26 protein-coding genes are annotated in these 22,073 nt (G+C 64.2%); 22 read left to right on the top strand and 4 right to left on the bottom strand.

The genetic code is table 11. The annotated features are described in order from the left end of the window. Both FHR20_RS06145 and FHR20_RS06140 read left to right on the top strand, forming a co-directional pair. Window positions 1–888, top strand: coding sequence for a hypothetical protein (locus FHR20_RS06145; protein ID WP_167298688.1), 888 nt, complete (start codon window positions 1–3; stop codon window positions 886–888). Beyond that, complete coding sequence (locus FHR20_RS06140; RefSeq protein WP_167298687.1) at window positions 876–1,982, top strand: hypothetical protein; 1,107 nt, start codon at window positions 876–878, stop codon at window positions 1,980–1,982. Before FHR20_RS06145 ends, FHR20_RS06140 begins: the two co-directional genes overlap by 13 nt. 12 nt (window positions 1,983–1,994) lie before the next feature. Here FHR20_RS06140 and FHR20_RS06135 read toward each other — a convergent pair whose 3' ends face one another. Next, entirely contained in the window at window positions 1,995–2,732 is a 738-nt protein-coding gene (locus FHR20_RS06135; protein WP_167298686.1) for a competence protein CoiA family protein, read from the bottom strand. Window positions 2,733–3,209: 477 nt separating this feature from the next. Here FHR20_RS06135 and FHR20_RS06130 point away from each other — a divergent pair, with 477 nt between their 5' ends. After that, a complete protein-coding gene (locus FHR20_RS06130) occupies window positions 3,210–5,309 on the top strand; it encodes a ParB/RepB/Spo0J family partition protein (protein ID WP_167298685.1) in 2,100 nt (699 codons plus the stop codon). Window positions 5,310–5,457: 148 nt separating this feature from the next. Here the strand turns inward: FHR20_RS06130 and FHR20_RS06125 are convergent, their stop codons facing one another. Beyond that, entirely contained in the window at window positions 5,458–5,817 is a 360-nt protein-coding gene (locus tag FHR20_RS06125; protein ID WP_167298684.1) for a hypothetical protein, read from the bottom strand. Between the two features lie 76 nt (window positions 5,818–5,893). Here FHR20_RS06125 and FHR20_RS06120 point away from each other — a divergent pair, with 76 nt between their 5' ends. The 4 genes from FHR20_RS06120 (at window position 5,894) to FHR20_RS06105 (ending at window position 10,372) form a co-directional block, all read left to right on the top strand. Further along, on the top strand, window positions 5,894–6,046 hold the full coding sequence (locus FHR20_RS06120; protein WP_167298683.1) for a hypothetical protein: 153 nt from the start codon (window positions 5,894–5,896) through the stop codon (window positions 6,044–6,046). A 118-nt stretch (window positions 6,047–6,164) separates the two neighbouring features. Then, the gene (locus FHR20_RS06115) at window positions 6,165–7,484 is read left to right on the top strand and encodes an SIR2 family protein (RefSeq protein ID WP_167298682.1); all 1,320 of its coding nucleotides are present in this window, start codon (window positions 6,165–6,167) and stop codon (window positions 7,482–7,484) included. Beyond that, the gene (locus FHR20_RS06110) at window positions 7,474–9,477 is read left to right on the top strand and encodes an ATP-binding protein (RefSeq protein ID WP_167298681.1); all 2,004 of its coding nucleotides are present in this window, start codon (window positions 7,474–7,476) and stop codon (window positions 9,475–9,477) included. Before FHR20_RS06115 ends, FHR20_RS06110 begins: the two co-directional genes overlap by 11 nt. Next, a complete protein-coding gene (locus FHR20_RS06105) occupies window positions 9,470–10,372 on the top strand; it encodes a 3'-5' exonuclease (RefSeq protein ID WP_167298680.1) in 903 nt (300 codons plus the stop codon). Before FHR20_RS06110 ends, FHR20_RS06105 begins: the two co-directional genes overlap by 8 nt. On the opposite strand, the gene FHR20_RS06100 is transcribed toward FHR20_RS06105, so the two are convergent. Beyond that, window positions 10,373–10,708, bottom strand: a complete 336-nt coding sequence (locus tag FHR20_RS06100; RefSeq protein ID WP_167298679.1) for a hypothetical protein — start codon at window positions 10,706–10,708, stop codon at window positions 10,373–10,375. It lies immediately after the preceding gene. A 657-nt stretch (window positions 10,709–11,365) separates the two neighbouring features. On the opposite strand from FHR20_RS06100, the gene FHR20_RS06095 reads away from it, so the two are divergent. The 3 genes from FHR20_RS06095 to FHR20_RS06085 all read left to right on the top strand — a co-directional run bounded on the left by FHR20_RS06095 (window position 11,366) and on the right by FHR20_RS06085 (window position 13,581). Continuing rightward, entirely contained in the window at window positions 11,366–11,677 is a 312-nt protein-coding gene (locus FHR20_RS06095) for a DUF736 domain-containing protein (protein WP_167298678.1), read from the top strand. Window positions 11,678–11,964: 287 nt separating this feature from the next. After that, a complete protein-coding gene (locus tag FHR20_RS06090) occupies window positions 11,965–12,804 on the top strand; it encodes a DUF932 domain-containing protein (RefSeq protein ID WP_167298677.1) in 840 nt (279 codons plus the stop codon). A gap of 309 nt (window positions 12,805–13,113) precedes the next feature. Then, window positions 13,114–13,581, top strand: a complete 468-nt coding sequence (locus FHR20_RS06085; protein ID WP_167298676.1) for a hypothetical protein — start codon at window positions 13,114–13,116, stop codon at window positions 13,579–13,581. A 21-nt stretch (window positions 13,582–13,602) separates the two neighbouring features. Here FHR20_RS06085 and FHR20_RS06080 read toward each other — a convergent pair whose 3' ends face one another. Then, window positions 13,603–13,863 carry a helix-turn-helix domain-containing protein gene (locus FHR20_RS06080; RefSeq protein ID WP_243857135.1) on the bottom strand — a complete coding sequence of 87 codons (261 nt, stop codon included), beginning with the start codon at window positions 13,861–13,863 and terminating at the stop codon, window positions 13,603–13,605. Window positions 13,864–14,049: 186 nt separating this feature from the next. Between FHR20_RS06080 and FHR20_RS06075 the strand changes: the two genes are divergently transcribed. The 12 genes from FHR20_RS06075 (at window position 14,050) to FHR20_RS06020 (ending at window position 22,041) form a co-directional block, all read left to right on the top strand. After that, window positions 14,050–14,346 (top strand): DNA -binding domain-containing protein, encoded by a 297-nt coding sequence (locus FHR20_RS06075; RefSeq protein ID WP_167298675.1) that lies wholly within the window; start codon window positions 14,050–14,052, stop codon window positions 14,344–14,346. 156 nt (window positions 14,347–14,502) lie between these two features. Continuing rightward, window positions 14,503–14,802 (top strand): transcriptional regulator domain-containing protein, encoded by a 300-nt coding sequence (locus tag FHR20_RS06070; RefSeq protein ID WP_167298674.1) that lies wholly within the window; start codon window positions 14,503–14,505, stop codon window positions 14,800–14,802. Continuing rightward, window positions 14,687–15,319 carry a DUF2285 domain-containing protein gene (locus tag FHR20_RS06065; RefSeq protein ID WP_425057377.1) on the top strand — a complete coding sequence of 211 codons (633 nt, stop codon included), beginning with the start codon at window positions 14,687–14,689 and terminating at the stop codon, window positions 15,317–15,319. Before FHR20_RS06070 ends, FHR20_RS06065 begins: the two co-directional genes overlap by 116 nt. A 105-nt stretch (window positions 15,320–15,424) precedes the next feature. After that, on the top strand, window positions 15,425–15,691 hold the full coding sequence (locus FHR20_RS06060) for a helix-turn-helix transcriptional regulator (RefSeq protein WP_167298673.1): 267 nt from the start codon (window positions 15,425–15,427) through the stop codon (window positions 15,689–15,691). After that, window positions 15,639–16,592 carry a replication initiator protein A gene (locus tag FHR20_RS06055; protein ID WP_167298672.1) on the top strand — a complete coding sequence of 318 codons (954 nt, stop codon included), beginning with the start codon at window positions 15,639–15,641 and terminating at the stop codon, window positions 16,590–16,592. Before FHR20_RS06060 ends, FHR20_RS06055 begins: the two co-directional genes overlap by 53 nt. Window positions 16,593–16,911: 319 nt before the next feature. After that, entirely contained in the window at window positions 16,912–17,550 is a 639-nt protein-coding gene (parA, locus tag FHR20_RS06050) for a ParA family partition ATPase (protein ID WP_167298671.1), read from the top strand. After that, complete coding sequence (locus FHR20_RS06045) at window positions 17,547–17,792, top strand: ribbon-helix-helix protein (RefSeq protein WP_167298670.1); 246 nt, start codon at window positions 17,547–17,549, stop codon at window positions 17,790–17,792. The genes parA and FHR20_RS06045 overlap by 4 nt, the downstream gene beginning before the upstream one ends. After that, window positions 17,789–18,310 carry a DUF2840 domain-containing protein gene (locus tag FHR20_RS06040; RefSeq protein ID WP_167298669.1) on the top strand — a complete coding sequence of 174 codons (522 nt, stop codon included), beginning with the start codon at window positions 17,789–17,791 and terminating at the stop codon, window positions 18,308–18,310. The genes FHR20_RS06045 and FHR20_RS06040 overlap by 4 nt, the downstream gene beginning before the upstream one ends. Further along, the gene (locus FHR20_RS06035; protein WP_167298668.1) at window positions 18,307–18,840 is read left to right on the top strand and encodes a S26 family signal peptidase; all 534 of its coding nucleotides are present in this window, start codon (window positions 18,307–18,309) and stop codon (window positions 18,838–18,840) included. The genes FHR20_RS06040 and FHR20_RS06035 overlap by 4 nt, the downstream gene beginning before the upstream one ends. A 33-nt stretch (window positions 18,841–18,873) precedes the next feature. After that, window positions 18,874–19,212 carry a DUF736 domain-containing protein gene (locus FHR20_RS06030; protein WP_167298667.1) on the top strand — a complete coding sequence of 113 codons (339 nt, stop codon included), beginning with the start codon at window positions 18,874–18,876 and terminating at the stop codon, window positions 19,210–19,212. After that, the gene (locus FHR20_RS06025) at window positions 19,212–19,967 is read left to right on the top strand and encodes a lytic transglycosylase domain-containing protein (protein ID WP_167298666.1); all 756 of its coding nucleotides are present in this window, start codon (window positions 19,212–19,214) and stop codon (window positions 19,965–19,967) included. Before FHR20_RS06030 ends, FHR20_RS06025 begins: the two co-directional genes overlap by 1 nt. Before the next feature lie 322 nt (window positions 19,968–20,289). Beyond that, on the top strand, window positions 20,290–22,041 hold the full coding sequence (locus FHR20_RS06020) for a relaxase/mobilization nuclease domain-containing protein (RefSeq protein WP_167298665.1): 1,752 nt from the start codon (window positions 20,290–20,292) through the stop codon (window positions 22,039–22,041). Window positions 22,042–22,073: the final 32 nt, after the last annotated feature.

The raw sequence follows: 22,073 nt of genomic DNA, 5'->3' as shown, positions 1-22,073 counted from the left end.
ATGGCCGATAATGAACAGGCACTCTGCGAGGCCCTGATCCGGCTTTTCGAAGAGGATCTCGGCGCGGAGCGAAGCGACGTCACCTACCCAGAGACCGACCATTCGGGTCCGCCTGTCGAGATGCGCCTGCGGCTGGGCGCGGCCCGGTTTGCGATCGAGCACACGCTCATCGAGCCGTTCCCGCTGGCGATCCAGACCGGCAAATGGTTCCAGGAACTCACCGCCGAGATCGAGGCGGTGCTCAACGGCTCGATGCCGGCGCCCGGCACCTACCAGCTCGTCTTTCCGATCCACCCGACTGAGGGCAAGCCTCGACGGACACACGCGGCTCTGCGCGAGCACATCATGCAATGGGTCCGCTCGGCTGGCGCCGAGCTGCACGCCGAATGCCCCGCGCGCCTCGACAGGGATCACCAGCCGCACGGCTATCGCGGCGTGCGCACGACCGAGATCGACGGCATACCGTTGTCGCTCTCGCTCGTGGTGCATTGGTCGGAAAAAGGCCACCGTGACGGCGCGCTCTTCCTGGCTCGCTCTGTCGGCGACGATGTCCAAGACCAGCGTCGCATCCGCATCCGGACGGCGCTCAACAAGAAGCTGCCGAAGCTGGCGGCGTGCCGGGCAGACGGCGACGTCACCGTGCTCGTCCTCGAATATGCGGATACCGCTCTGACCAATCAGGTGCTGGTCGCCCAAGCGCTTGAGGCGGAGCTGGTCGATCGGGATGACTGCCCCGTCCATATCTTCCTCGCCGACACGACCGGCGACGAGATGTGGTATTTCTTTCAGCCCGTCGCCGACCAGGTGTTCTCGATCGACATGGACTATATCGACGTCGTGCCGCCTACGACCGAGACTCTTGAAGGCGGCGTGCGATGTTCGACGTGAACGAGATTCGTGATCCAGCCATCGCGCTGAGCGGCCTGACTGGAGTCGATCGCGCCCTCACGTTCCACTATGACGAGACGAACAATATCCGCCGCCTGCACCTCACGCCCGATGGGCTGAATGTGCGCGCCCCGCAGTGCTTCGTTCTGGGCGGCGTCGTTCATCCCGGACCCGTGCCGAGCCTCGATTTCGAGGACCTCCGTCGCGCGTTCGGACTCCAGAAATCCTCGCTGGAACTAAAGCTGGAGCAACTCGGCAAAGGCGATTTCCTATCGCTGCTCAACGCCCCCCGGATCGGACTCTTTCTCGACTGGCTATCGGCGTCGGGCGTCCATGCGCACTATCAGGTTCTAGACCCCCTCTACTGGTCGCTCGTCGACGTCGTCGATTCAATCGTCACCGAGGACGGCAATGTCCAACTCATGATGATCGCGCCGTTGCTCAAGAACGACCTCTATACCGTGCTCCGTGAGGATGTCGCCGGGACGGCCGAACTGCTCGGGCGCTACAGCTATCCCGACGTCGGTCGCCCCCAGCGCCCGGCGTTTGTCGCGGAACTACGGGATGTGCTCGAAGCCCGCTCCGAATTGTTGCCGGACTTCAACTATCAGATGTTGAAGGGCCTCCTTGAGATCGCGGCCGGTCTCGACAGCTTGCCGTATCTCGAAGACGAGAGCCCTAACATCCTGATCGACGGCTTCGGGGACTTCTATCTGCACCGCCTCGCGCTGTTCAAAAACGCCACGCACATCCTCGACATCGAGACGACGATCCAGGCCTACCTTGCCGGCCTCGATCTTTGCGACGGCGCGACACCGCTTTGCAATTTCACTTTCGTCGACTCCCGCGCCACGCCCTGGGTGCAGGTATCCGACGCGCTCGTCGGCCTGCTCGGCAAGCTCTTCAGCTATGCGAGCAATACGCCGGTGGACGAGATCGAGACAGCGCTAGCCAATCTCAACGCCCGTCAGCACGAGGCGCTCGACACCCTGATCGGCTTCCTCGACCGCTCAATTGAGGAATGCCCCGCCTTCGCCCACTATGTCGTCTCGCTGAAAGACCATCAGCACCGCAGTGCGATCCTCGGCTTTTAGAAAAGGCAGGGCCTAGCGAGCCGGCGTATTCCAATGCCAGTTCGGCCGCTCCCATCGCGGAAGCCCTCTAAGCACTCCGTCGACTGCCTCTTCCATTTCCATACGCCGAATTTGCTTACCGCGACTGAAGCGCAACTGAGGGCGCTCATCGGGGTAGCTGTCCTTTCCTTCCAGGCCCACGCCCAAAATTATGAGTTCTTCCACATCGGACTGGATCTCGCCGTGGGCACGGTAAAAGTCCGCGTTTTCGTAGCGGATGGCCTTTGATAGCCGCGTATCCACCGGCTTGTTGGAAATGACCCAGCAGCATCGGACATCGGAGCGCTGATAGCGTTCGGTACGGGCACGGAAGTCACGCAAATGCTGACTGGAGAGCTGCACTTCGAACGCCATCCTTTTCCCGTCGCCCAAGGTCACGAGAACATCGGCGATCCACTCGGCCCCTTCGGAATCGCAACCAGCCACCTCAAGCTCGGCGCGGTATCCCAAATTACGCGCCGCCTTAACGATATCGATCTTGAGGCGGGTATGAGCGTAGCTCTCTGGCTTGGGCAAGATGCCCGAATAACCCGGATGATGTGCGAAGAAGTGAAGTCCGCGAATTGACGTCTTGGGAACCGCCGGCCAGTCGGTGCGAGGCATTAACCAGGTGCCGCGAGGCGCCGCGCGCATCCCGTTCCACTCGGCGTCCGTGATCGAGAACGCCTCCGCCATAATCCCAGAGGTCGCGTGATAAGCAATCTGGCCCAATTCGACGCTCCTATTCTAGGTTTCTCTTAGGTGAGTCAGGTTGGGCAGAGCCAGAATTATTGAAGTCCTCCAGATGAGAATCTGTTCAGGGGCGATGAAGGGTGGATAAAAATGGGGAAGGCCTTCCCCTGCCGGCGAGCCCGTTCCGGTCTCGCCGGACCCCTTCAAGCGGGGGCACCCCGCAACGCCTCGTGTTTCTGTAAATCCGCATCCGCGGATTTGCGGTTCTCAGCAGATACGGAGATCAGGCCAGGGCGTTCGCCGGCCCGATCGCATGGTTGGTCGTTGCACTCCCGCGATGGGGTGGGCGTCGCTTCCCTATAGGCCCGCCGCGCCGGGCCGCAACGCGCGTGCCGCGCTTACCTTCTCTTCGTTTCGGCCCTTCGGGTGCTGCCCGGCTCCGTCGGCGGGCCCGCCGGTCGCTCTTTCGCCGCCCACCCCATTCCGGGGTGCGTGTGGTTTTGAAGGAGTAAGGACATGAACGCCGTTACCGAAATCATCGCTGCCGAGCCTGTCTCTGGCGTCGAAATCTTCGTTCCGCTTAACAAGCTCAAAAAGTCCCCGAAGAACGCGCGTAAGGTGCCGCATGGGGATGCTGCTATCGAGGCGCTGGCCGCCAGCATCCACCACAAGCGGATGATCCAGAATCTGGTGGTCGAACCCGAAACCAATGAGGATGGCGCACCGACCGGCTTCTATCTCGTCACCGCTGGCGAGGGCCGCAGACAGGCGCAGTTGCTCCGCGCCAAGCGCAGGCAGATCAAGAAGACCGAGCCGATCCGCTGCTATCTCGACACCGAGAACGACCCGGCGGAACTCAGTCTGGACGAGAACGTCACCCGCACCAACATGCACCCTGCCGACCAGTTCGAGCGGTTCCACGAGCTTTCGGAAAACAAGGGTTGGGGCGCGGAGGAAATTGGCGCGCGGTTCGGCGTGTCGGCGCAAGTGGTGAAACAGCGGCTGCGCCTTGGCGCGGTCAGCCCCAAGCTCATTCAGGTCTATCGCGAGGATGGCGTGACCTTGGATCAGCTTATGGCGTTCGCCATCACCAGCGATCATGCCCGGCAGGAACAGGTTTTCGAGAACCTGTCCTATAACAGGGAGCCGTGGCTCATCCGGCGCGACCTGACCGCCAACAACGTGCCCGCGCACGATCCCCGCGCCATGTTCGTCGGAGCGGATGCCTATAGCGAAGCGGGCGGCATCATCATCCGCGATCTGTTCACTGAGGATCGGGGCGGGTTTTTCGAGGATGCGGGCTTGCTCGACATGCTCGTCGTCGAAAAGCTGAAAGAGGTTGCCGCCGAGGTGTTGGCCGAGGGCTGGCAATGGGCCGAGGCGTCTATCGACTTTCCCCACGCCCACGGGATGCGGCGCTATTATTCCGAAGCCGTCACCCTGTCGGACGAGGACGAGGCCCGGTTGACCGAGGCATCGGCAGAGCATGACCAGCTGACCGAGGGCTATTCTTCCTATGACGAGATGCCCGAGGACGTGGGAGCCAAGGTCGAGGCGTTGAGCGACGAGATCGACGCCATCGCCGCCAAGCGAACGGCCTATGATCCCGATGTGATTGCGCGGGGTGGCGTGTTCGTGGTGCTTGCGCCGAGCGGTCAGGCACGGATCGAACGCGGGTTCGTGCGGCCCGAGGACGAGAAGCTGGCCGAACCGGATGCCGAGGACACCGAAGACGATGTTGTCGGCGGCGATGACGAGGACGAGTTGGCCGAGGATTTGGAGGACGAGGAAGGCGCGGACGTCGAGGAAATCGATGACGGCAAGCCGATCCCCGACAGCTTGATCCGTGATCTGACCGCCCACCGCACGCTTGGCCTTCGCCTTGCGCTTGGCGAGCAGCCGGACATGGCGATGATCGCCCTCACCCATGCGTTGGTGTCGCAACTCTTCTATCATAGCGACGCCTATTGCCTCGAAATCCGGGTGAGCAGCGAAGCCCTTGGCGGACATGCCGAAGGGATCGCCGACACCAAGGCGGGCGAGGCGCTGGCCTATCGTCATGACCAATGGGCGGAACAACTGCCCCGTGACGTGGCCGATCTGTGGGCGTTCATCGTCGCGCTGGATGGCGACAGCCGTTCGGTGCTGCTGGCCCATTGCGTGTCTCTCAGCATCAATGCGGTCAAAGTGCCGTGGGAGCGTCGGACCCGGCCGTTGGAGGCAGCGGAGGCGCTGGCGACGGCGGTGGACCTCGACATGACGGCCCATTGGACGCCGACCGTTCGCAGCTATTTCGGGCGTGTCACCAAGGCGCATGTCGGAAAAGCTGTGCGTGAGGCGGTATCCCCCGAAGCCGCCGAGCGGATCGCACCGATGAAGAAGCCGGACATGGCCGACACTGCCGAGCAGCTTATGGCGGCGACCGGATGGCTACCGTCCGTCTTGCGGACCCGCGCCGTTGCGGAGCCGGAGGGTTTCGAGGCCGAGGTTGAACCCGAAGCGGCCGAGGCGCACGAGGTGGCGGACAGCGATCTGGTCGAACAGCCGTCCGAAACGCAGGCGCCAAATACCGAAGTGAAGGACGGCGAAACGCATTACGCCGTCGCCGCCGAATAACGGATGGGCCGGGATCGCGCAGGCGGTCCCGGCCTCTTCGACCTTCCCGAAATTCGCCGCGCGTCCTGGGGACGCGCGGCCTTTTGGTGTTACCGGCGCTCGCCGGGCCAGGCCCGGCTCGCGGTCAAACGCTTCCGATCGGGTTCACCTATTTCTTTTTGCCTTTTGGCTTCTTGCCCTTGGTTTCGTCTTGGCCCAGCGCCGAAGCGGCAATGGCCTTGATCTGCTCGACTGTGGGCACGATGCGGTCCGCCAGAATATCCGACGCAAGCTGGGATATTTTCTGGGAGGTTTCATTGAGAACCGACCTAGATGACGCCTTCTTTGCGACCGGCGCCTTTACCTTGGGCGGTGCAGCCTTGGTCGCCTTCGGCGTGGAAGCTTTGCTGGCCGCCTTTGCAGCGGGAGCCTGTTTAGCGGGCTTCGGTGCCGGGGCCGGTTTTGGTTTGGCAGCGACCACAGGTTTTGCGGCGGCCTTTTTGGCAGGCTTACTGGGTGATTTAGCCACGGCTCTCATCCCTTCACTCTATTATCGGGCGCGATTACCCTCTTGTTGACACAAGAGCTGCCCAAATAGCGCGCAAATGTCGATTCTCATCATCTCGCGACTGCCGACATCGGATGGGCAGAGCGTCAACCGCCGCGTGGCCCAGGTGGCATTGGTCGCCGCCGCGATCGTCACCCACGATCACTTCAACAGCGGCGCGATCACACCGAACTGCTGGAGAACCGAATAAGCGCGGCGTTGGCTCCATCGGCGCGGTGCTGGATTTGGTATGGCAATAGACTAATACGATGCCGATAGGGGGGCATCGAAAATGTCAATTTGGATCATGGAGTTCGGGCGTTCGCAGGATGGTGTCTCTCGTGCCGGCTGATGTCACGGCAGCGGCCACCCGCCAGTTTCAATTTGTCCGAGCCGGCGACGCCCCTGCGCCGCCGCTGGAGTGGGGGCAAGGCCAAGAGCAGGTCCGCAAGGCGATCAGCGAAGCGCTCAACGCGCGTAATGTTGCATTCCTGCTGGGCGCCGGTTGCTCGTCGCTCATGGAGGACGACAAGGAGCGCGGCATCTCGACGATGGCGCCGCTTGCGAAAGAGTTCTGCAGTCATCCGACTGGCGAACTCGACGACAACCTGGAACTCGTCGTTCCGCCCGCTTGGGCGCTCGACAAGGACGACGTGGAGTACCTGGCAAAGTTAGGCGCTAAGCTCACGGGCACGGAATACGCGCGCAACCTAGAACGCCTGATGGAATTGCTTCACAGCCTTCGCTTCGTCTTCTCGCGCAGCGACAAGCCCGAGCACGGAGTGAGTGGGGCGAAGGTCGAGGCCATCATTAAAAAGGTTCAGGACTTCCTGTGGGTGCGCTGCACCGACGGCGCGTTCGCGCACGGTGACGGCGCAGTGCTTGAACTGTACGAATCCTTTTACCGGAAACTCGTGATGCGCGACCGGTCTCTGCCGCGGCCATGGGTGTTCACGACTAATTACGACCTCTTTAACGAGCGCGCGATGGACCGCCTCGGCCTTCCCTATGCGAACGGCTTTTCGGGCGTGGTCGAGCGCCGCTTCAATCCGGCGACCTTCCGATACGCTCTCGCTGAGCAGCTTGATCTATCGAACCGGAAGTGGTCCGCCGTCGATGGGTTCGTTTACCTATGCAAGGTTCACGGTTCGATCAGCTGGACCGAGGACGACCACGGTCTCTTCCCGGTGCGGGAGCTGTGGCCGCAGGATGCGCCCAGCAAGGTCATGATCTACCCGACTCCAGCCAAACAGAACTCGAGCCTCGGATCACCCTACGCAGACCTGTTCCGCGAATTTCAGTCGAGGATCGTGCGGGAGCAGAGCGTTCTAATCACTGCCGGTTTCGCCTTCGGCGACGAGCACCTCAATAACATCATCTACCAGGCGCTTACGATCCCCACCTTCCGGCTGATCATTTTCGCCGATCCAAATTCGGAAGGCGAGATCGCAAAACTCCGCAAGCTGAATGATCCCCGCATCTGGATCATCGGTGGCGACGGCCCGACCGACGACACCCGCGCACACTACTTCAACACCGTGGTCGAGCACTTCCTGCCACAGCGGCCCGCTGAGCGCATAGACGACGCTGTGAAGCTCGTGCTTGAAAACCTCGGCCGCAAGAAAACCGGGGGCGAAGATGAGCTCTGACGATCGTCGCCGCGCAATCGGCAAGGTCACGTCCGTCGCCGCAGACCGGTTTGTCATCGAGATGCTCGGCGGCACCGACAACTTCACCGTCGTCGGATTTGACGACCTCCATTATGTTGCCCGACTGGGCTCGTTTCTTATGATACCCGCCCAGTCCGAGTACGTCGTCGCAGAGGTAATCGGACTTCGCGAGCGGGACGTTTCCGGCGGTGGTGCCGGCGACGGGCAGCTCGACAAAGCGAACTCCGCGAAATACCTCGACGTTGTTCCCGTCGGGATGCTGCCGACCGACGGTGACAAGAAGTTCCGTTTCGGCGTCTCGATCTTCCCGTCGCTCTATGCAGATGCGCTCTACGCCTTGGATAGCGAACTCGACCGGATTTTCGACACCGAGACTGACGCGGTCCCGGCGCTGGGGCACGATGGCGCAGACTGCGTGCCCACCGACGCAACGAGATACCGCAACCTTGGGATCGGCCAGTCGGTCGTCTTCGAGGATTACGAGGTCAAGGTTCGGATCGACGACTTTTTCGGGGGCCACGTCGCAGTCCTCGGCAATACGGGCAGCGGGAAGTCGTGCACGGTCGCGTCGATACTTCAGGCGCTGTTCGAAAAACCGGACGAGCATCACGCGCGCGGCGCCACGTTCGTCGTCCTTGACGTGAACGGCGAGTACGGCCGAGCGTTCGGAAGACTGCCGGAGATTGCGGACATAGGCGTCAAACGCCTGATCCTCGACGGCTCGGCATCCGAGGGCCGCTTCCGACTCCCGCACTGGTATTTGGATCTGTCGGAATGGGAACTGCTGCTTCAAGCCAGCGAGCGCACCCAAGTGCCCATCCTCCGCATGGCGCTCGGACTGGCGACACTGTTCGGAGCGGCGGACGCCGGTCAACTGAACATCATCCGCAATCATATGCTGGCCACCTGCATCACACAGATTCTCGGCGATGAGACACAGCCGGGCGCGAAAGAGACGAGGATTCGCGGCGTCCTCCAGCGTTTCAGTACTGCTGAAATCAATGTGGGCCATCTCGGCGCCTGGATCTCGGTCAGCTACGGCAACATGGCGGGCACTGACGAAGCACATGGGTACTTGACGGGCGATGATCATAACGCCGGCTTCATTGTCCCTAATCTGAAGCTCCCAGACTATGATAGCACGCCGTTCGACTTCTCCGCCCTCGGCGACGCCATCGACCTAGCGTTGTTGTACGAGGAGGCGCACGGAAATCGCCAGATACGCGATTACTGTGCGCAGATGGTCACGCGATTCAAGGCCCTGGAGGAGCGTGGCGACTACCGCTTCCTGCGCCACGACGCCGCAGCGGCGGGTGATCGCTCCACCTTCTTCGCGAGCCTGTTGGGCCTGAGTCCGATCGCTGGCGGCCATACCAAGGGTGCGCAAATCGTCATTATCGACATGAATGCTGTCGAGGACGAGGTAGTCGAACTGGTCAGCGCGGTGATCGCCCGCATGATCTTCCGCCTCCTGCGGCAGGCCGAGCCGCGCAACCGCTTCCCCGTCCACCTCTTGCTCGAGGAGGCGCACCGCTACGTCGCGTCTACGCCGTCTCGCTACGCGGTCGACGCGAGCCGGATATTCGAGCGGATCTCGAAGGAAGGGCGAAAGTACGGTCTGTTCCTGCTGGTCGCGTCGCAACGCCCCAGCGAACTATCGAAGACTGTCCTGTCGCAATGCTCGAACTTCGTCGTCCACCGGATTCAAAACCCGGACGACCTGTCCCAGATCAGGCAGATGACGCCCTTCATCTCCGACAGCGTGCTCCGCAGACTGCCCTCACTGCCGAAGCAGCACGCGCTGGTGTTTGGCAACTCGGTCAACCTGCCCACCACCTTCAAGGTGCGACGCGCCGAGCCCCTTCCGGCAAGCGACGATGCGAAGATCGTGGACCTGTGGTTCCACGAAGCTGGACGGCCATCCGTCCTGCCGCTGATGCCGGCCGCCGCCCCGGCGATCAGCAATGACTAGCCCGACTCCGGACGAGATGGTCGCTGCGCTCGAAGCGCAAGGAGATTTCAGGGTGCTGCGCCGATTGCGGCCGAGCGAGCCCCTACAGGAGGCGCCCGCCGGCACGCGGCGCGCGCTGCTCGTGGACGTCGAGACGACAGGCCTCGATCCCGACAAGGACGAAATCATCGAACTGGCGATGGTTCCATTCTTCTATTCCGCCGACGACGCTATCGTTGGCATTGGCGACGCTTTCAGTGCGCTAAGGCAGCCGGCGCTACCTATCCCAGCCGAGGTGACGAAGCTCACCGGCATCGATGACAGCATGGTCGTGGGCAAATCGATTGATCCGGCAGACGTGGCCGCGTTCGCGAGCAATAATCTTGTAATCGCCCACAACGCGCCCTTCGACCGACGATTCCTGGAGAGGTTTTGCTCGGCGCTGACGCAGAATCCGTGGGCCTGCTCGATGAGCGAGGTGCCGTGGGCCGCCGAGGGCTTCGAAAGCAGCAAGCTCGCCTATCTCGCGCTGAGCAGCGGCTTTTACTACGACCGGCACCGCGCGGTGAACGACTGCCATGCGGCGATCGAACTTCTCTCCCGCACGCTTCCAGTCACCGGCGGACGCGCGCTCGCTGCCCTTCTCGCCTCGGCGCGTGGAACGACCCTCCGGTGCTGGGCAGAGAACTCGCCATTCGAATCGAAGGACGTGCTGAAGCAGCGTGGGTATCGTTGGAACGGTGACGACAACGGTCAGCCTCGGGCTTGGTGGATCGACGTCAGCGAAGCCGACATCGAGGCCGAGAAGGCGTTCCTCCGCGCCGAGATATACAAGCGTGACGTGACCTTTCGAACGGCGGCAGTTACAGCGTTCAATCGCCATTCCGGTCGCATCACGCTCATCGGACAAGGATGATCAGCTAGGTAACAGGCCAGGCAACACCGGCATCGGTTCGCCGCGTGAAGCGCGGGCGGCATTGGCCGCTGCGGCGACCGTCACCCATTCCACCCGCCAGTCGAGCCGCAGAACATCGCCCCCGCCCTCGCGTCGAATCTGTGTGATACCGGCGCCTTCCTCGCTCACGGCGAAACGGCAATCATCATCGTCGCCATAGGCCGCTTCGATCAGCGTGCCGTCCGAGAAGCTCAGCCAGCATCGGCCATCGCTGCCGTCCGGCACCCGCAACTCGGCCTCAATGTCTCCCATCACAGTCAATCGTTCGCGGTTCTCACCGCGGATTAGCACGCTCATTCCTTTTGTCCTTGTCCGAGTCGGAAAGCGGCAAAATGGAACAAACATAGAACATAATGCAAGAGCGCAGTCCTTTCGCCCACTAAAACGCCGCCGCGCAGGCGCACGATGCGGGCCGGATTGGTCGGCGCGACCAGGGCTGTTGCGGCGGCAGCGAGCATCTCGGCCAGGGCGCAAGGGGCGGAAAATCCCGGATCGTCCAGCGGGAACGATGGGCGGCGGCCGGGATGACAGCGCGCACGGCGCCGACCCCAATACCGTCTTCAACGGTCAGGGCGAGAGAGAGCCAGGCCAGTGCTTCCCCGTCATTGTCACGCGCGGCGAAAGCGCCAGCGTCCTGATCGCGGTAGGCCAGTCCCTAACATCGTCAGGTGAACGCACCACCGACCACCAATCACCGTTCCTCTCAATCAACTGCACCAGCACGGCCTCTCAAATGGCTGGATCTGGCCGAGGTTCGCCCGCCTTCCCGCAACAGCGGCGGGCGGCTTTTTTCCGCCGCCGGACAAGCCGGCTTTGCATCGCGAAACAAAAAAGCCGCCCGCCGCCGTCCTCCGCGATGCTGCGGCCCTGACGGGTGCGCGGTCGTTCGCCCCCCGGCCGGTCGATCGCCATCGAGGCCGCGATGGTGCGGTCCGAGCAAGAAGGAACGACGACATGGCCATCATCGGAAAATTCATCAACGACGAGAACGACCAGGGCTTCACTGGCACGATCAAGACGCTGACCCTCAACTGCGACGTCGAAGTTCGTCCGGTGGAGAAAGACAACGACAAGGCGCCCGACTTCCGCATCTACACAGTCGAAGATGGCATCGAGATCGGAGCCGGCTGGAGCAAGGTCAGCCGCGAACGCCGCGACTACGTCTCCATCAAGCTGGACGACCCCAGCTTCCCCGCACCGATCTACGGTTCCCTGGTCGAAGTCCCCGACATGCCGGGCGACCACCATCTGATCTGGTCGCGCTGACCAATCCGGACGACGCCCCGCTCCTCGGAGCGGGGCGTTTCGTCATGCTCAGGACCGCGAGAGACTGCGGGCGGGCCGTTCGGCCCGGCGCCTATCGTGCAGGGTGCTTAGGGCCAGCCCTCGGCGCACTTCGGATCGTCTTCCGCCCAGCTTCAGTCGCGATGCTCCTTGCAGCCGGTTCCCCGCGAAGCCGCCCCTCCGTTTGCACACCCGGTCTCGCCGACGGGCAGAGTTTGCAGCGCGGCTTGGCGCTTCGCTGAAACTCAGACCCAAGGAAGGAACCGACCATGTATCAACTCGCCACCCGGTTTGGCCGCAACGCCCATCAGATTACGGGCCGCGAACCGCTCGATAACGAGGCGCTCTATCGTCATGTGCCGTCGATCTTCGCCCGTGAGGCGCACGACAGCCGGTCAGACCGCTATGTCTATGTGCCGACCATCGACATCGTGGAGGGGTTGCGTCGGGAAGGCTGGAATCCATTCTTTGCCGTCCAGTCCGTTCCGCGCGACGGCAGCCGCCACGGCCACGCCAAGCATATGCTGCGCCTGCGCCGGGATGGCGGCATCGGCAAGGCCGAGGCCGCCGAGGTCATTATCGTCAACAGCCATGACGGGACCAGCGCCTATCAGATGTTCGCTGGGATGCTGCGGTTCGTCTGCACCAACAGCATGATTGCGGGCGACCGTTTCGAGGAGGTCCGCGTTCCTCACAAAGGCGGCATTCAAGACCAGATCATCGAGGGCGTGTTTACCGTCGCGGAGGATTTCCCACGCCTGATCGACGCCACCGAGGCGATGAAGGACACCCGGCTGACTGCGCCGGAGCAACAGGTTTTTGCCGAGGCCAGCCTTGTCGCCCGCTATGGCGAGGAGGAAAGCCCGGTGCGCCCCGACCAGATCATCGCCCCGCGCCGGCGCGAGGATGTCGGGCAAAGCCTGTGGTCCACGTTCAACGTCATTCAGGAAAATATCATGCGCGGCGGGATCGACGGGCGCAGGCAGAACGCCGAGGGGCGTATCCGCCGCAGCCGGACCCGTCCGATCAACGGCATCGACCAGAATGTCGGCCTCAATCGCGCGCTCTGGACGCTCGCCGAGGGAATGCAGAAGCTCAAGACCGGCTGACCGCAAGGGCGGCTTTCGGGCGGCCCCACCGCCTTTCCGTATCTCCGCAGGACCGGATCGCCGGGTTTGCGGAGATACGGAACTCAGGCTTTACGGACATCAGGACTTACGCCGATCCGTCGATGCGGATTGGCGGCCGCCACGCGCCCACAAGGGACGCGCGGCCGCGCTCGCCGGGCCATGCCCGGCTCGCAAAGTCGGTTCAGGTGGACGCGCTGGCTTCCGGTTTTGAGGGAGGTAGGTTAAGTTCATGGGGTGGACAGGATGAGGGACGCATAAGCAACACCCTCAGTTGAAAAGGAGGGGGCCGTGGCCATTCTTCTAGTGTTGGGCATGATTGCCGGCCTCTACATGCTGGCGATGCTGTTCACGCTCGCGGTCTATGCTCTGCCGCTTTACGCTGGCCTCAGCGCCGGATTCTGGGCGCAGAGCGCGGGCTATGGCGTCCTCGCCTCCGTTGGCATTGGTTTCGGGGCGGCGATCCTGACCTGGGTGATCGGGCAGTTCCTGTTCGCCACCATCCGCTCACCCGCCCTTCGCGTCGCCCTCGCGTTGCTGTTCGCCATTCCGGCAGGACTGGCGGGCTATCATGCCGTCCACGGCGTCGCGGGCCTCGCGCTCGATCCCGGCACGATCCGCACGACGCTTGCCTGGATTGGCGCCTTTGTGATCGGCGTGTCCGCTTGGCTCCGTCTCGCCAGCGTCGGCCCCGCCGCGCGGCGGGCCGTTCCGCAGGCGGATCGCGCCCCGACCATCACAGCCCAAGCGCAAAGCTGATCCGCCCGTCGGGCGAGACGCCTATGACGGGACCGGGGTCTCGGCGGATGGTTCTGGTGTATCGTCCAACAGGGCGGCGGGGCGGACCCGCAAGGCCTGCGCGACCTCCCAAAGGGACAGCAAGGTGACGTTCTGCGCTCCGCGTTCGACGGAACTCACATAGGCCCGATCGACACCCATCCGCTCGGCGACCGCTTCCTGGCTCAGGCCTGCGGCGACACGATATCGACGCACGTTCGCGCCAAAGACTTTGCGGATGTCCATCCGCAGGTTAGAAAGCAATCGCGTATTATCGTGCTACGTATTATAATACGCGGGCGCGGCGTCTGGGTGATTTCTAACGCGAACTGTCGAACATCTTATGGAAGTACCGAACCTTCAGTCATCCGAAAATGGGGGCAAAGATGACCCATGTCGGGACCGACCAGTTCGGTCCAATATGGATCGATCTATGCTATGGCGCGGGCTATGACGGAGAAGCCGCCACACCGGAATGATTGCGGGACCATCCCGGCATTCCAGGACTGTCCGCCACAGACCGAGCGCGTGAGCAGCTATGACGAGCGCCACTTCGTGACCTATCTGCGTCTTCTCGAAGCGGCCAAGGAAGGCGCGGATTGGCGCGAGGTTGCGAGAGTGATCTTCGGGCTGGATGCCGACGCCGATCCGGTGCGCGCCAGAACCGTCCATGACAGCCATCTCGCCCGCGCACGGTGGATGACCGAATCGGGCTACCGGCACCTGCTGGAACCGCGCCTGCAATAAGGCCCGCCGATCTCTAGCCTAGCGTGGAGATGTTGCAGGCTCTGCGCGTCACGAAAACGGCCAGACAACCTTACGCATCATCGGTGGCTTCACTCCACTTCCGGCTGCTTCACGTTTGCCGCTTTCGACTCGGAGAAGTCGCGAGGGAGAGCATGGATGCAATCTGTAAGTGATTGGCGTTCGCCAAAAACAGCCGAAGATTTCGCTCATCTGGACTATGCGGATTTCGCTCAGGAGTTCCTGCGGCGCAATCCCGATTACTGCCGCGAATATCATGATCTGATGCGCCGTCTCATCGACCAGCCCGTCGACGAGGATATCGAGATGGCCCGGCTGGGGCATCGCTGGGGGTTGTCATTTCGCGTGTGTTCCCGATCTTTCCGCCATCGATGCGCCCGCCTTATGGGCGCCCGATGCCGCCAGCGCGACAGTCGTTCTGGTCGCCGCTCCGGCTGATTTCCATACTGCCCGGCCGGTCGATCCGGCGTTGCTGGGAAAGATCGTCGCGGACCGCGCGCTGCCGGACGGTCGCCATCTGGTGATTGCCGATGACGACGGTGTGCATCGCCTCTGGCTTCCCGATCCTGATCCCGGCCGACCGCTCGCGATCATGATCCCGAATGACGATCATGCCTTGTTGCGCTCGGCGATCGCCCATCGCCTCGTGCGACGGATGGACGGGCTACGGCCAGGACCGCTTCCGGCCGCCTTTCAGCCGACGCGGTTCCAGCGCCAGCGTCTGACGCTGTTGCTCAATCTCCTCGATGCCTATCAGGCTCGCGCCGGCCGCCGCGAGATGGCGAGCGTCATCGTCTATCCCCGGATGCGACCGCTCACGGGACGCGAATGGGCGGCCTCAGCCGAGCGCCGCCGCACGCAGCGCCTGCTCGACGAGGCGCGTGCGATCATGTCGGGCGGCTATCGCGCGCTCCTGCTCGGGGTCGAACGATCGCCGAAGCGGGGACATTTCTAGACCCGTCCATTTAGCCACTCCCTCGGGGCGCCGCCACTTCGCCAGGTTCGCCTCCAACGCATCAGCGCCCGCCCATGACGGCCGGCGCCTCGCTGGAGGATCATCATGCTTCAACCCGCCCACATCGTCACGCCACGCTTTCTCAAGACGCCCGACGCCGCCATCCATCTCGGCCTGTCCGCCCGCACGCTGGAGAAGCATCGCTGCTACGGGACGGGGCCGGTGTATCGCAGACTCGGCGGGCGGATCGTCTACGCGATCACAGATCTCGACGCCTGGGCCGAGCTGGGCGCGCGCCGCTCGACCTCTGATCCAGGCAATGGCGTCGTCCATCCGGCCAAGCGCCTGCCCGCCGGCGCCGTGCAGCGCTGAGCGTCCGCCCGTGTCCGGTCAACGCCCCGCCCGCATCACGATAAGCGCCGAGCGTGCGCAGCTCGATCTGTTCCGGTCGATCCCCGGCGACCTCGCGCCGCGCGACGCCCAGGATTTGATGGCCTGGCCGTTCTTCTCGCTCGCCAAGAGCAAGCGCGCCGCGCCGATCGACTTCCGCATGGGCGAGACCTGGATCGTGGTCGAGGCCACGACCGAGCATGGCATGGCGACCATCTGGGACGCGGACGTCCTGATCTGGGCGGCGAGCCAACTCGTAGAGGCGCGCGACGCGGGCCGAGCGACATCGCGGCTGATGGCGACCACGCCACACGAAATCCTGACCTTCATCGGCCGCGGCACGTCGTCTCGCGACTATGACCGGCTAAAAGCCGCGCTCGACCGGCTTCAGTCCACCACCATCGCCACCTCGATCCGGCAACCATCCCAGCGCCGGCGGCATCGCTTCTCCTGGATCAACGAATGGAAGGAGCGGCTCGACGGCGATGGCCGTCCGCTCGGGATCGAGATGATCGTCCCCGATTGGTTCTATGGCGGCGTGCTTGACCAGGCGCTCGTGCTGACGATCGACCGGGCCTATTTCGATCTGACCGGCGGGCTGGAGCGGTGGCTGTACCGCATCGTCCGCAAGCATGGCGGACGGCAGAGCGGCGGCTGGAGCTTCGATGTCTCCCATCTCCACCTCAAGTCCGGGGTGCTGTCGCCGCTCAAGCGGTTCAGCTTCGAGCTACGCGCCATCGTCCGGCGCCAACCGCTTCCTGGCTACCAGCTCGCGCTCGAAATCGCGCTCGGCCGCGAACGGCTGACCTTCCAACCCATCCCGGTCGATCCGTTCGACGCAGCCATGCGCCGCGTCGGCTACCCGCCTGTGGAAAATCCGTGATGGGAGTCGTGCTATCAGGAACCGCCGGAGTCGTGCCATCAGGAACCGGAGAGTCGTGCTATCAGGAACCGAAAACGGTCCTAAGTCACGATAAACAAAAGCCGAATCCGCCCCTTAACTTAGCTAACATAGAATCCTTCGGATTCTTACTAACCTGGCGATCTGCATCGCGGCCTGTGGATAACGTCAGCAGCCGGCGCCCGCACCGACTGACGACGTCGGCATCAATACTACGCCATCCTACGAAGGGTCGCGATCGGCAACGATCGGCCTGTCACCAGCCTGCCAAGGCGTTCGCCCCTACGCTGGAGCGCGCCCGATGATCGTGGCGCTGCTCAACCAGAAAGGCGGGACGGGCAAGACCACGCTCGCCTTGCACCTCGCCGGGCAATGGGCTCGGCAGGGTGCGCGTGTCACCCTGGTTGATGCCGATCCGCAGGGCTCCGCGCTGGATTGGTCGCAACAGCGCGGCCACGAAGGCGCGGTCCGGCTGTTCGGTGTCCTGGGCCTGGCCCGCAATACGCTCCACCATGAAGCGCCCGAGCTGGCGCGCGATGCCGAGCATGTCGTCATCGACGGGCCGCCGCGTGTCGCCGGGCTGATGCGTTCGGCATTGCTCGCCGCCGACCTCGTGCTGATCCCGGTTCAGCCTTCGCCGCTCGACGGCTGGGCGTCGGCGGAAATGCTGTCGCTGCTCGCCGAGGCGCGCAGCTTCCGTCCGCAGCTCGCCGCCCGGTTCGTTCTCAACCGCTGCGCCGCGCGCACCGTCATCGCCCGTGAAACCGGCGCGGCGCTCGCCGATCATGATCCGCCCCTGATCGGCACGAGGATCGGCCAGCGTGTTCTGTTCGCCGAGGCGATGCAGCGCGGCCGGCTCGCCTTCGAGATCGACGAACACGGACCCGCCGACCGCGAGATCGCGGCCCTGGCGGTCGATGTCGCAAGGCTCGCGCCATGACCCGGTGTGGGTTTCTGGCGCGGCCCGGCAGTCCCGATCACTGGGTCGCGGCGCCCGATCCGTCGCCCGCCGATGATCCGCGCGCGAGCGCCGCGTTCACGGCGAGGCTCACGATCGACGTGACGCCTGATCTGCGGCGGCGGCTAAAGCTCGCCGCCCTGACCCGCGGCACAACGGTCGCCGACATGCTGCGCGAGCTGCTCGCGCGCGAATTTCCCGACGCCAATGGAGATGCGCCATGAACGACAATGCGCCCACCCGCGCGCATGGAATCCGCACGCCGACCGCATTGTCCGGCGATGGGCTCACCCATGTCGAGCTGACGTGGATCGAGAAGCGGATCGAGCATTGGATTCGCTTTGGCCGTCAGACGGCGGACAAGATCATCGATCGCCGTCGCCGCACCGTCGGCTTTGCGCCGGGCAGCATCTTCGCCTTCGTCCGCTGGTCGTCCAACGACTATGGCACGATCATCTCGCGCATCGACATCGTCCGCGTCGTCACACCGGACGAGGCCTATTCCACGCTTCCCTTCGTGCGCCCCGGCGGCGAAATCCTGCTGAAGATCGAAGGCTGGCCGAAAGTCGCGCAGGTGCTGCGCGCCATCGACGCCGTCGATCTGATCGGTGTCGATCCGGCCGATGCCGCGCCCGACCATTGGCGCCATGTCCACAACCGCATCGCGGCCGGGCATCGTCCCCGCGACTATACGATCGAGCGCCACCGCGCCTGGCTGCTGCGCCGGGAGATCAAGCCATGACGCGGCGGGGCTATGCCCTGATCGCTTCGATCTCGGCGACGGCGACGATGATCGCCCTCTTCATCAACCCGCCGCCACGGTTGATCTGGAACGTCAGCGCCAGCGTGCCGACCGGGCTCTACGCGGTGCGCAGGATCGACGCGCCGAAGTTGGGCGACCTGGTCGCCGTCGCGCCGCCGGAAGGGCTTGCACGGTTCCTGGAGACGCGCGGCTATCTGCCCAGAAACATCCCGCTTCTGAAGCACGTCATGGGGCTGCCGGGTCAGCGCGTTTGCCGGATCGGCCGGCGGGTCAGCATCGACCGTCAAGCGATCGGCGATGCCCGTGAACGCGACAGTCACGGGCGTCCACTGCCTGTCTGGCAGGGCTGTCGGACGCTTGGGGAAGACGAGCTGTTCCTGATGAACCCGGACGTCCCCGACAGCCTGGACGGCCGGTATTTCGGACCGCTTCCCACCGCCACGATCCTCGGCCGGGCGACGCCGCTCTGGACCGATCCGCCGCGCCCAACCCGCGCCGCTGCCGGGTGATCCGCAGCGCCCATCCAGCAAGGAGAGTCGATCATGCAACTGTTGTTAGGGGAATTCGTCCGCACCCAGGACGGCTATCAGGGACGTATCGAGACGCTCGGCATCGACGCGGAACTCCATCTCGTGCCGATCGAAACGCGCGAGGCGGAGAACGCGCCGGACTATCGCATCCACCTCAATGCGGACGATGGACCGGAGGTCGGCGCGGCTTGGAAGGAGACCGGCAAGAAGGCCGGCGCCTATCTCTCCATCCAGCTCGACAGCCCGATTTTCGTGCAGCCCATCCGCGCCAACCTGTTCCGCACCGACGAGACCGGCGCGGTCAATCATCTGCTCTGGAGCCGCCCGCAGCCGCGCAAGGAGCAGGACTGATGCTGGGCGCGCGTCACCGCCAAAGCGTGCGTGTCCTGTCCGTCATGACGGCGGCGGCGATCGCATTCGGATTGCCGCCGATCGGCGGAATGGCGCGCGCCCAACTGGCCGTCGCGCCACCGTCGGCCGCACCCTCCATCGCCACCTTCGTCACCGAGGCGGCGCGGCGTTTTGGTCTTCCCGAACACTGGATCTACGCGGTCATGCGCGTGGAAAGCGCGGGTGATCGCCGCGCTGTGTCCTCGGCCGGGGCGATGGGCCTGATGCAGATCATGCCGGCGACCTGGGCGAGTTTACGTGCCCGCTACGGCCTCGGCGACGATGCGTTCGACCCGCGTGACAACATCATGGCGGGGACGGCCTATCTGCGCGAGATGCATGATCGCTACGGTTCGCCGGGGTTCCTGGCGGCCTATAATGCGGGGCCGGGTCGCTATGACGAACACCTGAAGCGCGGCCGTCCGCTCCGCTCGGAAACTGTCGCCTATCTCGCCAAGCTCGCGCCGATCGTCGGCGGCGATGCGACCTCTCAACATGTCGCCGCCGCAGCGCCTGATCCGCTGGCCTGGACACGGTCGGCACTGTTCGCCGTGCGATCCACCGTCATCGCCACCGTAACCGTCGAACCTTCGGATGCGGAGCCAACGACGGTCAAATCCGATGCGCCCGCAGCACCAGAAACCACCGTGATCCCGGCAGTCGGAGCACCGGCGGAAGGTCTCTTTGTCGCGCGTTCCGGCCAGCTTCCGCGATGATCTGCGGATCCCTTCTCTGCGCAGTTCATGGCGTTACGAACGCCATATCGGTGCCTGCGCTATCTCCGGCGTCCGATGGCGTGCGCCGGGATACGGGAGAGCGGACGGGCGCAGTATCGGCGGGAAGGAAGGTCGCAGAAAGATCACGGCAAAAACGATGGCGAGATAAAAGCACCGCCGTCGGCCGGTGCGCATGTGGTTGGTTTGCTTGCGCTTTTAGCGCCGTCGCCCGCAATGACCTGCCGTCGCCTGGGCCAGAAACGCCAACGAAATCAACATATCATGCGCCGTCGCAGCCGCTTTCGTCGCCCGGAGCATCTCGATGAGGGATGGCGAGGACGATTTTCGGGTTCGGCCAGGAAAGGGACGAGACGGCGGCAATGGGAGCGGTCGCAAGGCCAAGACCCTGGTGGCCCAGGTCCGGCGCGCGGCGGCGAAGGCCGGCTACACGCGCCGCGCCCCCGGCGTTCGGCGCGGCGGCACCGGGCAGCATGGCCGAGGTCGGCGGGCGGCGCTGTCAGCGCGCCGATCGGCGACCGGCCGGCGGGTCGTCATCAAGGCCCGTGTCGTGCGGCACACCGGCGCCCGGTTTCGGGCCGCGCCCCTCGCACGGCATGTCGCCTATCTCGAACGCGACGGGGTGACGCGCGACGGCCGTGACGCCTCGATGTTCGATGCGCGATCGGACGCGGCAGACGGCGATGCCTTCGCGGAGCGGTGCGAGGATGACCGGCACCATTTCCGGTTCATCGTCTCGCCCGAGGACGCGGGCGAGATGGCCGACCTGCGCACCTTCACCCGCGAACTGATGAGCGACATGGCGCGCGACCTCGACACCACCCTGGACTGGGTCGGGGTCGATCACTGGAACACGGACAATCCGCACATCCATATCCTCGTGCGCGGGGTCGCCGATGACGGCAAGGATCTGGTCGTTGACCGGGATTATATCCGCGAAGGTATGCGCGCCCGCGCCGAGGGGCGCGTGACGCTCGAACTGGGTCCGCGCACCGAACACGACATCCAGGCCGCGTTGACCCGCGAGGTCGATGCCGAGCGGTGGACCAGCCTGGACCAAAAGCTCCAGCGATTGGCCGACGAGAACATGGGCATCATCGACCTGCGGCCCGATCCGTCCGGCGCGCATCCCGATCAGCGGCAACTGATGGTCGGGCGGGCGATGAAGCTGGAGCGCCTTGGCCTGGCGGTGAAGATCGAGCCCGCCTGCTGGACGTTGAAGCCCGACCTCGAGACGACCCTTCGCGACATCTCGATCCGCGGCGACATCATCAAGACCATGCACCGCGCGATGGCGGCGACGGGGCGAAGCGCCGATCCGGCGGGGTTCGCCTTGCACGGCGACGAGGTGAGCGATCCGGTTATCGGACGCCTGGTCGAGCGCGGGCTTCACGATGAACTATCGGGCACCGCCTATGCCGTGATTGACGGCGCCGATGGGCGCACCCATCATCTGCGTTTCAATGATCTCGATATGACCGGCGATGCGCCGCCCGGCGCTGTCGTCGAGCTGCGATCATGGGACGATGCCAAGGGGCAAGCAAGGCACTCACTCGCCACGCGCTCGGATTTGCCCTTGGAAGCGCAGATCACCGCCCGCGGTGCGACCTGGCTCGACCGCCAGCTCGTCGCCCGCGATCCGGTTGCCACCGGCGCGGGGTTCGGCGCCGAGATCCGCAGCGCGATGGCCGCGCGCGCCGATCATCTCGTGGCGGACGGCCAGGCGCGACGACAGGGCCAGCGGCTCAAAGTCTCGCGCGATCTTCTCGAAACGCTCAAGCGCCGCGACCTGGACGATGCGGTTCAGCAGATCGCCGACCGCACGGGTCTCCCGCACCGCCCGTCCGCCTCGGGCGACTATGTCACCGGCGCCTATCGCGAGCGGGTGACGCTGGCCTCGGGCCGGTTCGCGATGATCGACGATGGGCTTGGCTTCCAGCTCGTGCCGTGGCGGCCCGCTTTGGACCCGCATCTCGGAAGCGCCGTCACCGGCACGATGACGCCGGGCGGCGGCGTCAACTGGACCTTCGGCCGACAGCGGGGGCTGGGCCTGTGATCGCACCTCCCTCCAACCGAAAGGTCATCTGA

The sequence above is a fragment of the Sphingomonas leidyi genome (assembly GCF_011761945.1).
GTDB classification, from domain to species: Bacteria; Pseudomonadota; Alphaproteobacteria; order Sphingomonadales; family Sphingomonadaceae; genus Sphingomonas; species Sphingomonas leidyi.
Note: the sequence above shows the minus strand (reverse complement) of the source record. Positions and strands in the feature narration are given on the sequence as shown.